8 protein-coding genes and 1 pseudogene are annotated in these 11,514 nt (G+C 73.6%); 5 read left to right on the top strand and 4 right to left on the bottom strand.

The features are described 5' to 3' along the window. Position 1: 1 nt before the first annotated feature. Positions 2-2,293, bottom strand: a complete 2,292-nt coding sequence (locus tag ABD901_RS41945) for an FtsX-like permease family protein (protein WP_345136328.1) — start codon at positions 2,291-2,293, stop codon at positions 2-4. Continuing rightward, positions 2,290-2,973: an ABC transporter ATP-binding protein gene (locus tag ABD901_RS41950; RefSeq protein WP_345136330.1), complete on the bottom strand. Its 684-nt coding sequence runs from the start codon at positions 2,971-2,973 to the stop codon at positions 2,290-2,292. Before ABD901_RS41950 ends, ABD901_RS41945 begins: the two co-directional genes overlap by 4 nt. A gap of 204 nt (positions 2,974-3,177) precedes the next feature. Between ABD901_RS41950 and ABD901_RS41955 the strand changes: the two genes are divergently transcribed. Both ABD901_RS41955 and ABD901_RS41960 read left to right on the top strand, forming a co-directional pair. Next, positions 3,178-4,470 (top strand): sensor histidine kinase, encoded by a 1,293-nt coding sequence (locus ABD901_RS41955; RefSeq protein ID WP_345136331.1) that lies wholly within the window; start codon positions 3,178-3,180, stop codon positions 4,468-4,470. Continuing rightward, positions 4,467-5,159 carry a response regulator gene (locus tag ABD901_RS41960; protein ID WP_345136332.1) on the top strand — a complete coding sequence of 231 codons (693 nt, stop codon included), beginning with the start codon at positions 4,467-4,469 and terminating at the stop codon, positions 5,157-5,159. Before ABD901_RS41955 ends, ABD901_RS41960 begins: the two co-directional genes overlap by 4 nt. On the opposite strand, the gene ABD901_RS41965 is transcribed toward ABD901_RS41960, so the two are convergent. Continuing rightward, a complete protein-coding gene (locus ABD901_RS41965; protein WP_345136333.1) occupies positions 5,117-6,286 on the bottom strand; it encodes a hypothetical protein in 1,170 nt (389 codons plus the stop codon). The genes ABD901_RS41960 and ABD901_RS41965 overlap by 43 nt on opposite strands. A 211-nt stretch (positions 6,287-6,497) precedes the next feature. Between ABD901_RS41965 and ABD901_RS59550 the strand changes: the two are divergent. From ABD901_RS59550 to ABD901_RS41975, 3 genes and pseudogenes are all read left to right on the top strand, one after another. Continuing rightward, positions 6,498-6,647 (top strand): annotated as a pseudogene (locus ABD901_RS59550) (glycoside hydrolase family 78 protein); the annotation flags it as partial. A gap of 75 nt (positions 6,648-6,722) precedes the next feature. After that, positions 6,723-9,515 (top strand): family 78 glycoside hydrolase catalytic domain, encoded by a 2,793-nt coding sequence (locus tag ABD901_RS41970; RefSeq protein WP_486303873.1) that lies wholly within the window; start codon positions 6,723-6,725, stop codon positions 9,513-9,515. 72 nt (positions 9,516-9,587) lie between these two features. Next, positions 9,588-10,328, top strand: a complete 741-nt coding sequence (locus tag ABD901_RS41975; protein WP_345136335.1) for a sulfite exporter TauE/SafE family protein — start codon at positions 9,588-9,590, stop codon at positions 10,326-10,328. Positions 10,329-10,451: 123 nt separating this feature from the next. Here the strand turns inward: ABD901_RS41975 and ABD901_RS41980 are convergent, their stop codons facing one another. Then, on the bottom strand, positions 10,452-11,420 hold the full coding sequence (locus ABD901_RS41980) for a helix-turn-helix domain-containing protein (RefSeq protein ID WP_345136337.1): 969 nt from the start codon (positions 11,418-11,420) through the stop codon (positions 10,452-10,454). Positions 11,421-11,514: the final 94 nt, after the last annotated feature.

An 11,514-nucleotide genomic window follows, 5' to 3' on the forward strand; every position in this document is an offset into this window, starting at 1 on the left:
GCTACTCGAACCGGGCCCCGTCGGGATCGGTCATCCGGCGCAGCAGCGGCAGCGTGGATGCGATCGCGGCCAGTGCCGCGGCGAATCCCACCGCCAGGGCGGCGAGATACCCGGGCCCCGGCGCCCGCAGCGGCGCTCCGCCGGGCGCCAGCGTGTGCGTGACCGACATCGCGACGACCGCACCGGCCACGACCGCCACCGCCGTGGCCGAGACCAGCGGTACCAGGGACTCCAACGCCACGACGCGGAACAGGACCGGCGCCGGGGCGCCGGCGACGCGCAGCAGGGTGAACGGCCGGCGGCGCTCCACGAGACCGCCGCCGACCGCCACCGCCAGGCTGCATCCGGCCACGAGCAGGGTCACCGCCACGACGGCCAGCGTCACCTGCTGCACCTGCCGGTAACGGGCCGCACGCAGCGCGATGCTCTCGCCGAAGGTCTTCGGCGCGCTCGTCGCGCCGATCCGGGCGGTGTATCCGGCCAGCAGCGTCCGGACCCGCTCCAGGGTGGCGGGGTCGCCGACGCGGACCAGCAACGCCTCGAGCGGCTGCGCGGCCGGGTCGGTGCCGAACTGCTCGCTGTCGCGGCCGGCGAACGGCAGGCCCAGCCCGGCGACGTTGTCGTGGCTGAGCAGCAGCCCGAACTGCGCCCGGATGGCCGGCCCGCCCGCCGGGCACCGGCCCAGCGCCGGGAACGGCGTCAGGTCGGCACAGGCGATCGCCGCCTCGGTTGGCGCGCACGCGTTGGCGCCGACGCAGGCATAGCCGGTCAGCCGCGCCTCGGGCGCGTACAGCGGCAGCACCGCCGTGCCCGGCAACGCCCGCAGCCGCTGCACCAGCGCCCGTCCCGCGTCCGGTGCCAGGCCCAGCACCGGATGCTCGGCGGCCGGGTCCGGTTCGGGCACGAACGACACCCGCAACACGCCGGTGAGGGTGCCGCCGCCGGCGGCGCGCATGCCCGCGTCGACCGCCGGGATGACGCAGGCGATGACCGTGCCGACGAACACGGCGAGGACCAGGCCACCGACCGATCGGAACGCGGCCCTGGGATTGTCGGCCAGCCGCCGCGACGCCAGCAGCGTCGAGGCCCGCCGCGCCGCCCGGGCCACCAGCCCGGAGCCCTGCGACGTCAGCCACGATCCGGACGACACCAGCCCCGCCATGGTCACCAGCAGCCCGGCCAGCGACAAGGGCAGCGCGGCGTTGCCGGGCCCGCCGGACAGGCCGGGCCCCGCCGGCTGCCGGTCGAGGACCAGCGGGGCCACCGCGAACAGCACCAGGCCGGCGACGAGCGGCGCCAACCGCCACGCCGACGGCGGGGGCGGCGTGACCTTGCGGCTCGCCCCGAACGGGGACCGCTGGACGCGGCGCAGCGACATCACGGCGGCCAGCGCGGCGGCCGACGGCACACCGAGCACGACCGCGAGGTACTGCACGAGACTCGGCGTCACGAGCGAGCCGAAGTACGGGGAGCCGACGACCGCCAGCCCGGCGATCACCGGGCGCAGCGGCTGGAACAGCGCGACGCCGAGCAGCGAGCCCGCTGCCGCGCCGAGGATGGCCTCGACCGACGCGACAACGCCGACCTGCCAGGGGGTCGCGCCGGCGAGCCGGAACGCGGCGAAGCGCTCCTCCCGCCGGGCGGCGGCCAGCCGGGTGGCGGTGCCGATGAGCGTCAACAGCGGGAACAGCAAGCCGACCGCGACCATGCCGATGCCGTAGCGGTACAGGTTGGTCGTGCCGTCGATCTGCGTGCGGGCCGAGATCTCGCCGACAACGCGGGTGGCCGGCAGCGCGGCGAGGTCGGCCGGCGCCCGCCCGACGACGATCACCAGGTCGTCCGGTCGGGCGAGCCCGGCGTCGCCGATCTCGCCGGTGGCCACCCCGGGAAAGCGGTCGGCGAGCTCATCGCGCGGCACCCCGGCCAGCAGCCGGTGCAGCGCCGGTGAGGCGTAGTACTCCCCGGCGGCGGGCAGCCGGGACAGGCCCGGCACGACCGGTGCGTCCGGCGACAGGGCGGCGACGTCGAGGCGCTGCACCACCCGGCCGTCGAAGTAGTCCTCGCTGTAGTTCCACAGCTCCCCACGCTCGCCGGGCCCGGCCGCGCCGACCGGCGCACCGCTGGTGCACTGCCAGCACCGCGTGTGTGCGGTGGCCTGGAACGCGTTGAACTCGGCCAGGACGGCCAGCAGCACGGTAACCCCGACGGCTACCGCGGCGGCGATCACCACGAGCCGGGTGAGCGCCTCCCGGCCGCTGCGCAGCGTCAGCCTCGCGCCGAGCAGGAGCATCATCGGCCCGCCTCCACCTCGTGCGACGCGAACACCCGGCCGTCGCGGACGACGACGCGACGGTCGGCGTATCCGGCGACCCGGCTGTCGTGGGTCACCAGCACCACCGCGACGCCCTCCTCGCGCGCCAGGCCGACCAGCAGGCGCATCACGGTCTCACCGGTCACCGAGTCCAGCGACCCGGTGGGCTCGTCGGCGAACAGCACCCGCGGGCCGATGGCCAACGCCCGGGCGATCGCGACCCGCTGCGCCTGGCCGCCGGACAGCTCGCCGGTGCGCCGGCCGCCGAGACCCTCGAGCTCGAGCCGGTCCAGCCAGCCCGCCGCCGTGGCATACGCCTGTTGTCGGCGGACCTTGTTCAGCAGCAGCGGCAGGGCGATGTTGTCCGCGACCGTCAGCTCCGGCACCAGCTGACCGAACTGGAACACGAACCCGAACGCCGTGCGCCGCAGGGCGGTACGCGCGGGCTCCGGCAGCGTGTCCAGCCGCCGGCCGTCGTAGCGGATCTCGCCGCTGTCGGGAACGAAGATGCCGGACAGGCAGTGCAGCAGGGTGGACTTGCCGGACCCGCTGGGGCCCATCACGGCCAGGATCTCGCCCGCCGCGACCGCCACGCTGGCGTCACGCAGGGCCGGGGTGGTGCCGAACGACCGGAACAGGTGCTCGGCCTCGACCATGGGCATCGGGTACTCCTCCGTCTTCGTCGACCTGTGCCTGCACGCTATGAACCGGCACCGGCACGCCGCGTCGATCCCGGCGACGACATCGCCTTCCCCGCCGGTACGACCGCCGCCTCGAGGTCCTCCTGCGGTACTACGACCCGAAGCCCGGCCGGATGGTGACCCGCGGGCGATGTGCCCGGCCGGCGGCTTTGACACACTGACCCGATGACCAGGGCATCGTTCGGTGAACGGCTGCGCAGCGGCCGGGCGGCGCTGCGCCGCGACGCGGTCACGCCGCCGGCCCGGTCCCGATGGGCGTTCATCGCCGACGCCGCCCTCGCCGTCGGGCTGGCCGTGGGCGCATTCAACGGCTTCACCGGGCGGGTCCAGGGCCAGGTGACGATGACGTCGACGGGTGCGCCGATCCCGCCGCCGCCCGGCCGGCTGCCCGACGAGATCCCCTACTTCGGCAGCATGCCCTGGCAGCAGGCCGTGCTGTGGGGTCTGCTGACCGCGCTGTCCACCCTGCCGCTGGCGGCGCGGCGGCGGTACCCGCTCACGGTCTTCTGGATCGTCGGACTGGCCACACAGACCTACCATCTGGCGCCGGGCTTCGACCCGACGTTCACGTTCGCCGCCTGCGTCATCGCCGCCTACGGTGCCGTCATGTACAGCCCCTACCGGATCCCCGCGATCGTCAGCGTCGCCGCCGGCGGCCTGCCCTTCGTGCTGCACCGGGCGAACCTGCCGGTCGGCCGGCCCGGCCTGCTCCTGCTCCTGCTGCTCATCCCGGTCGGGCTCGCGGCCAACGCCGTGCACAACATGCAGCAGCGGGTCCGGACGGCTGAGGCGCAGCGCGAGGCACAGGCGGCCCTCGCGGTCCAGCGCGAACGCGCCCGCATCGCCCAGGAGCTGCACGACGTGGTCACCCACAACGTCAGCGTCATGGTCGTGCAGGCGGCCGCGGCCCGGCGCGTGCTGCCCTCCGCACCGGACAAGGTCGAGCCGGCACTGGCCGCCATCGAGTCCGGCGGCCGGGCGGCGATGCAGGAGCTTCGCCACGTCATGGGCCTGCTGAGCATGAGCGGCGACGAGCCCGACCAGGACAGCCCGGAGGACCTGCTGCCCGCGCCCGGCCTGGACCGGGTGCCCGAGCTCGTGGAGCGGGTGCGCGCCGCCGGCACCCCGGTCGACGTGACCGTCACCGGCACGCCGGTGCCGCTGCCGCCGGGGATCGACCTCGCCGCGTACCGGGTCGTGCAGGAGGCGCTCACGAACACCGTCAAGCACGCTTCCGGCGCCCACGTGCGCATCGTCGTGGAGCACCTGCCCGCGGCGGTGCGGATCCGGGTCACCGACGACGGCGGGAGCGCCGGGCCGTCCGCCAACGCCGGCAACGGCCGCGGGCTCATCGGCCTGCGGGAGCGGATCGCCGTCTACGGCGGGACCCTCGACAACGGGCCGCTACCGGCCGGCGGCTACCAGGTGCTCGCCACGATCCCGCTGGACCGGGCGTGAGCGCCCCGGAACGCGACGGGGACCGGCCCCTGCGCGTGGTGGTGGCCGACGACCAGGCGCTCGTCCGCACCGGGTTCACCATGATCCTGGCCGCCGACGGGATCGAGGTCGTCGCCGAGGCCGGCGACGGGGCGGAGGCGATCGAGGCGGTCCGGCGCACGCGGCCCGACGTGGTCCTCATGGACATCCGCATGCCCACCATGGACGGCCTGGAGGCCACCCGCCGCATCCTGGCCGACCATCCCGATCCGCCGCGGATCCTCATCCTGACCACCTTCGACCTGGACCGGTACGTGTACGCCGCGCTCCGCGCGGGCGCGAGCGGCTTCCTGCTCAAGGACCTCACCGCCGACCGGCTCGTCGCCGCCGTGCGCATGGCCCGGGCCGGCGACGCACTGCTCGCGCCCAGCGTCACCCGCCGCCTCGTCGAACGCTTCGCCAAGCAACCCGACGGCGACACCCTGCACCGCGACCTGTCCGGTCTCACGCCACGGGAGCTGGACATCCTGCGGCTCATCGCCCGCGGCCTGAGCAACCTGGAACTCGCGCGGCACCTGCAGATCAGCGAGACCACCGTGAAGACCCACGTCACGCGGATCTTCGCCAAACTCGGCATCCGCGACCGCACCCAGGCGATCATCGTCGCCTACGAGACCGGGTTGATCACGCCCGGCGGTCCGGCAGCGTAGGAAGCCACCCCCCTCGGCGGAGGCGACGCGGGCCGTCGGCGGCCGAGCAGGAGGCTGCAGGCGGCCGCGAACAGGGCGACGAGCAGCCAGCCGCGCACCGGATTCGGCATCGGAATCCACCGGGCCACGAACAGCGCCAGGCACGCCGACAGCGTCCACCAGGGCACGTCGTGGCGGGAGCCGGCAAAGTCCCAGATGATGGTGCCGACGACGACGCCGGCGATGTAGTACTTGTTGCCGCCGGGCTCCAGCACCAGCCGGGACGCCACGGCCAGGAGCGGGATCGCCGCCCAGCGCCCGCGCCGGACGGCGATCGCGCCGAGGGCCAGGGCGAGCAGGAGCTGGGCGGGGCGGTCCCACGACGGGGTCCGGGGGTCGTGGATGCCGAGGGCGTGCAGTGCCGAGACCGGGGCGTTCTGGATGGTGTACCGCACCGCGTTGCTGGTGCCCGGGTCGGCGACGAAGAACGGCAGCCACGCGGCGGCGACCGCGGCCATCAGTGCGGCCGCGGCGACGAGCCGGCGTCGCCAGCCGGGCAGCAGCAGCAGGATCGCCGCGAAGCCGACGGCCCACGGTTTCGCATCGGCAGCCAATCCGAGCAGCAGCCCGGTGGGCCAGGCTCGGGCATCGCGGGCAGTGCGCAGCGCGGCGACCGACAGCAGCAGCGCAAGGACGTCGTCGAGGTGGGCGACGCCGACGGCGAGAAACATCCACACCGGCATGAAGTACGCCGCGCCGAGGGCGAGCCAGCCGTCGTCGCGGTGCCACCGCGGCACCAGCCCGCGCACGAGCCACAGGATCAGCAACCCGGCGGCGGCGCCGAGCACCTGCCAGCCGGCCAGGGCGGCGATCGCGCCGGCCGGGAGCAGGAGCAGCACGGCCAGGAAGCTGAGCGGCCCGATCTGCAGCACCGGAGCGGCGGCGTAGAGGTGCAGCCCGCCGCGGACACGGTCGTCGACGTCGGCGAGCGCCGACGCTCCCTGCACGAAGAAGGGCCACGACGAGCCGCCGCCGATTGCCATCACCACGAACCAGGCGACCGCCCACGCGAGCACGAGGCGGGCGATCGTGCGCGGCGGCGGAACCGTCAGGACCGATGAGCGAAGGCCGCGAAGCCGATCCAGCATCACCCGAAGCTAGGCCGGCCCGGCTGAGGCGCCGCTGAATCGCCCGCACCGCCGGTTCAGCCTGCCTTCAGCTTCCAACTGCGACCATCCTGCCCTGCTTCTCGCCGGCCCGATCAGGCGGCCCGCACTTGTCTCAGCAGTGATGTGTGTCTATGCTCGGGCATAACCGGGTCTTTGAAACGTTTTAAACGTCCCCGGCAGCGCGGACGTCTGGGACAGCGGCAAGGTCGCCACCGCCGACTCCGTCGCCGTGCCCTACGGCGGGCCGGCGCTGCAGCCGGCGCGGGCCTACTCCTGGGCCGTGCAGGTGTGGGACGCCCACGACCAGCCGTCGGCCTGGAGCCCGGCCGCCCGCTGGGAGACCGGGCTGTTCGCCGCCCAGGACTGGAAGGGCGCGCAGTGGATCAGCCCCGGCACCGCGACGACGGCCGCGCCCATGCTGCGCGCCGGCTTCACCCTCCCCGCGAAGCCGATCGCGGCGGCCCGCGCCTACGTCGACGGGCTCGGCTTCTACGAGCTGCGGCTCAACGGCGCCAAGGTCGGCGACCAGGTGCTCGCGCCGGCGAACACCCCCTACGCGCAGCGCAACCTGTACACCACCTACGACATCACCGGCGCCGTCCACGCCGGCGCCAACGCCGTAGGGCTGTGGCTCGGCGACGGCTACGGGCCGACGTTCAGCCCGTACGGCTTCCGCTGGACCGGGCCGAAGCAGGCGATCCTGCTGCTCGACGTCGCGTTCACCGACGGCAGCCACCAGAGCATCGTCACCGACCCGTCGTGGACATGGGCGACCGGGCCGATCACCGCCGACGACCTCTACGCCGGCGAGACCTACGACGCCCGGCTCGAGCGGCCCGGCTGGGACCAGCCCGGCAACGCCTCGACCGGCTGGAGCGCCGTGCGGGCCGTGGCCGCGCCGTCGGCGACGCTCACCGCCGCCACGCTGCCGCCGATCCGCGTCGCCGCCACGCGACCGCCCGTCAAGGTCAGCCAGCCGCAGCCGGGCACCTACGTGTACGACTTCGGGCAAAATATCGCCGGCTGGCCACGCCTGCGCGTGCAGGGGCCGGCCGGCACCACCGTCCGGCTGCGCACCGCCGAAGAGGTGCAGGCCAACGGCATGCTCGACACCACCACGAACCGCAACGCCGCGTCGACCGACGCCTACACCCTCGCCGGCACCGGCACGGTGGAGACCTACGAGCCGCGGTTCACCTATCACGGCTTCCGCTACGTCGAGGTCACCGGCTTCCCCGGCACGCCGGCCGCGAGCAGCCTCGACGCCCGTGTCGTGCACGCCGCCGTGCCCTCGACCGGCGCGTTCACCTCGTCCGATCCGCTGCTGAACCAGATCTGGCAGAACAACCGCTGGGCCATCCTCAACAACTCGATGAGCATCCCGACCGACAACCCGGTCCGCGACGAGCGCACGCCGCCCGGGATGGACGTGCAGGCCTACCACGACGCGTCGATCCGCGAGTTCGGCATGGGCGGCTTCTACGCCAACTACCTGCTGGACATGCCGCCCGGCACGGCGCTGCCGAACGACGCCGGCAACGCGCAGCAGCCGGACATGGGTGGCGATCAGGTGGTACTCGCCTGGGCGCTCTACGAGCAGTACGGCGACCGCGACACCCTGGCCGCCACGTACCCGGCGATGCAACGCTTCGTCGACACCAACGCCGCCAACGTGCCCGGCTACATCTGGACGACCGGATTCGGCGACTGGTGCCCGCCCGACCTCGGCCCCAACGCCAACGGCGGCCAGGGCAACCCGAGCGCGGGCAGCTGCACCAGCGAGGTCTCGATCGTCAACACCGCGCTGTCGTACCGCCAGGCGCACACCGTCGCCAAGGCGGCCACGGCCCTGGGCCAGGCCGCCGACGCCGCCCGCTACACCCAGCTGGCCGAGAACATCAAACAGGCGTTCAACGCGCGCTTCCTCAACCCCGACGGCGCCGGCTACGGCAGCGGCCGCCAGACCACCAGCGTGCTGCCCCTCGCCTTCGGCCTGGTGCCGGACGCCAACGTCACCGCGGTCGGCGCCCGGCTCGTCGACACCGTCCTCAACCGCAACGGCGGCCACCTTGACACCGGGATCTTCGGCACCCGGTACCTCATGGACGCCCTGGCCCGCATCGGCCGCGTCGACGTGGCGATGACGGTGCTGGACCAGACGACGTACCCGGGCTTCGGCTACGAGATCGGCCGCGGCGCGACGACCCCGTGGGAAGAGTGGACGTACGCCTCCTCGATGGAGACACACGACCACGCCATGTTCGCCGGCATCAACGCGTCGCTGTACACCCAGCTCGCCGGCATCCAGCCGACCGGACCCGGCTATGCGTCGCTGACCGTCGACCCGCGGGTGCCCGCCGGCCTGCAACACGTCGCCGCCTCCATCGACACGGTCCGCGGCCCGGTCGCCTCGTCGTGGACGGTCACCGGTCAGCAGATCGCGCTCGACGTCACCGTCCCGGTCGGCGCGGCCGCGACGGTACACGTGCCGAACTTCGGCCGCGGCGACGCCACCGTGACCCCGTCGGCCGGCGCGACCCAGGTGTCGGCGACCGGCACCGAGACCGTCTACACGGTCGGCTCCGGCGCCTGGCACTTCACCGGCGCCGTCGCCCCGACGCCGTCACCGGCCCTGCCCGGCGCCTGGCCGAGGTGCGCGACGGAGACCGGCACGTGCGCGTTCACCGGCACCCAGACCGTCGCCTACGGCGCCGCCGGCCAGTACCGGTACGCCGCCCTCACCGGCGGCACCGCGTGCGGCAACCGGGTGTTCGGCGACCCGCTGCCGAACGTGTCGAAGGCCTGCTACCTCATCGCCCCGCCGCCGGCGAACACGACCTGGACCCGGTGCGCATCCGAGACCGGCACGTGCGCGTTCGCCGGATCGGCCACGGTCGCCTACGGCGCATCCGGCCAGTTCCGCTTCGCCACCCTGACCGGCGGCACCGCGTGCGGCAACGCGGTGTTCGGCGACCCGGCGCCGAACACCGCCAAGGCCTGCTACCTGGCCGGCCCGCCGCCGGGCACGACGACGTGGACCCCGTGCGCCGCCGAGACCAGAACGTGCGCGTTCACCGGCACCCGCGAGGTCGCATTCGGCGCCGCGGGCCAGTACGCGTACCGCCGAATCACCGCCGGCACCCCGTGCGACAACGCGACCTTCGGCGACCCGATCCCCGGCACCCCCAAGAGCTGCTACGTCCAGTAACTCCGCGGTGGACTTCGCCCGATTCGCGGGGCCTTGCCGCGACGGCCGTCGGCGGTGCGCGAGACTCGGCGCGTGACGTGGTGGATGTATCCGATACTGCTCGCGGCCGGGATCGGCGGCGGGCTCGTCGGCGCCGCGGCCGGCGTCGCGTCGCTCGTCAGCTATCCGGTGCTGCTCGCGCTCGGCCTGCCGCCCGTGACCGCCAACGTCACCAACAGTGTCGCGCTCGTTGGCGGCACGGCCGGAGCCGTCGCCGGGTCGCGAGCCGAACTGGCCGGCCAGTCGGGCCGGATCCGGTGGCTGGGCGTCGCCGCCGTCCTGGGCGGGGTGGTCGGCAGCGGCCTGCTGCTGCTCGCCCCGGCCGGGTCGTTCGAGCTCGTCGTGCCGTGGCTGATCGCGCTGGCCTCGGCCGCGGTCCTGCTGCCGCGCCGGCCGGGCGAGGGCGAGCGCCGCGACGGATGGCTGCTGACCGGCGGGGTCGCGCTGATCGGGATGTACGGCGGGTACTTCGGCGCCGCCGCCGGCATCATGATGCTCGCGCTGCTGCTGGCGTTGACGTCCGACTCCTTCGCCCGCGGCAACGCGATGAAGAACACCCTGCTCGGCGCGGCCAACGCGGTCGCCGCGCTCGCCTACGCCCTGTTCGGGCCGGTGGACTGGATCACGGTGGTACCGCTGGGGATCGGCTTCCTCGTCGGCGGCCGGATCGGCCCGGCCGTCGTGCGCCGGACGCGGCCGGAGGTGCTGCGGGTCATCATCGCCCTGATGGGGCTGGGGCTCGCCGCGAACCTCGCCTGGCACGCATATCGATGAACCCGCACCTCACCCTCGAGCACGAACGACCGGGAATGTTCGATATGCGTGTCACTGCATAGCGCGCCAGAGCCCATTCGACGGCGTCCGGTGTCGCTCGATCAGGGGCTCCTCGGCACACACCTACCGTTCGAAGCGGATGCCGCCCGATGACCCGGATCCTGACCGACCCCGCTCGAGTGAGCGCCGGTTGGCAATTCGGTGCGCACGGATGGCTGCGAGCAGCCATGCGAAGGCGGGCACGGTGGGCGGGCCGGCCTCGGTGCCGTTGATGATGCTGAGCAGCTGCCAGTAGCGCTCGATCCGGGGATCGGCCACCATCTCCAGCCACGCGACCAGCGCGGCGGCTTCCTCGACCGGAAGGTCGGTCGGAACGATCCGGTCGAGCGTGTCCCGGCCCTCGACGGCATGCGGAGCGACTCCGCGCTCGACGGCGCTGCCGGCGTAAGCAAGGACGAGCGGCCGGATGTTCAGCCCGAACTCCAAGCGCGAGTCTTCGCCGCCGCTGAGCACCATGGTGCGGATCTTGTGCCGGAAGTCTTCGTCGGTGACGAGCTCGGCCAGTTCGAGCCAGGCGTCGATCTGCTCGTCGGTGGCGTCTTCGGCCAGTTCGGCGGGCAGTTCGCGCATCCAGCCGGCCACGACGGCGGCGTCCGAGTCGGCCATGCCGTCGAACGCGCTGTCGACGAAGTCGTCGATGATGCGCTGGCGCTCCTGTGCGGACAGCCTGGCGAGCTTGTTCATCACTGTCATCTCCTCTGCGGTGCTGTGCCGGCGGGCCACGGTACGCAGGACGGTGCGGCGCAGCCGCAGCGTGCGGATCTCCGCATCGAGGGCCTTGACGTGGGTCGCGGCAAGATCGGCCAGCGTGACCTGCCTGGTCAGCAGTGCGTTTACGGCATCGAGGCCGAGGCCCAGGTCACGTAGGGTCCGAATCAGCTCGAGCCGGGCGAGGGCCGCCGCATCGTAGAGCCGGTAACCGCCGCTGGAACGGTCGTCCGGCGGTAACACGCCCCTGTCCGACCAGAACCGGACGGTTCGGGCCGATACACCGGCACGCCGTGCGAGCTGCCCGATCGTGTAGCGATCCAATCTGCGATCCACGTACCAAGCCTGAAGGTTCCACCGGATGGAACCTCAAGCGGACCCCGGGGTGCTCGCCGCCGCCACCACCGCGTGGCCGCCA

The sequence above is a fragment of the Dactylosporangium darangshiense genome, from assembly GCF_039537565.1.
Taxonomy (GTDB): domain Bacteria; phylum Actinomycetota; class Actinomycetes; order Mycobacteriales; family Micromonosporaceae; genus Dactylosporangium; species Dactylosporangium darangshiense.

Coding starts and splice junctions, on each gene's coding strand:
- ABD901_RS41955 (WP_345136331.1), top strand. CDS start 3,178: ATGACCAGGGCATCGTTCGGTGAACGGCTGCGCAGCGGCCGGGCGGCG.
- ABD901_RS41950 (WP_345136330.1), bottom strand. CDS start 2,973: ATGCCCATGGTCGAGGCCGAGCACCTGTTCCGGTCGTTCGGCACCACC.
- ABD901_RS41970 (WP_486303873.1), top strand. CDS start 6,723: ATGCTGCGCGCCGGCTTCACCCTCCCCGCGAAGCCGATCGCGGCGGCC.
- ABD901_RS41965 (WP_345136333.1), bottom strand. CDS start 6,286: ATGCTGGATCGGCTTCGCGGCCTTCGCTCATCGGTCCTGACGGTTCCG.
- ABD901_RS41945 (WP_345136328.1), bottom strand. CDS start 2,293: ATGATGCTCCTGCTCGGCGCGAGGCTGACGCTGCGCAGCGGCCGGGAG.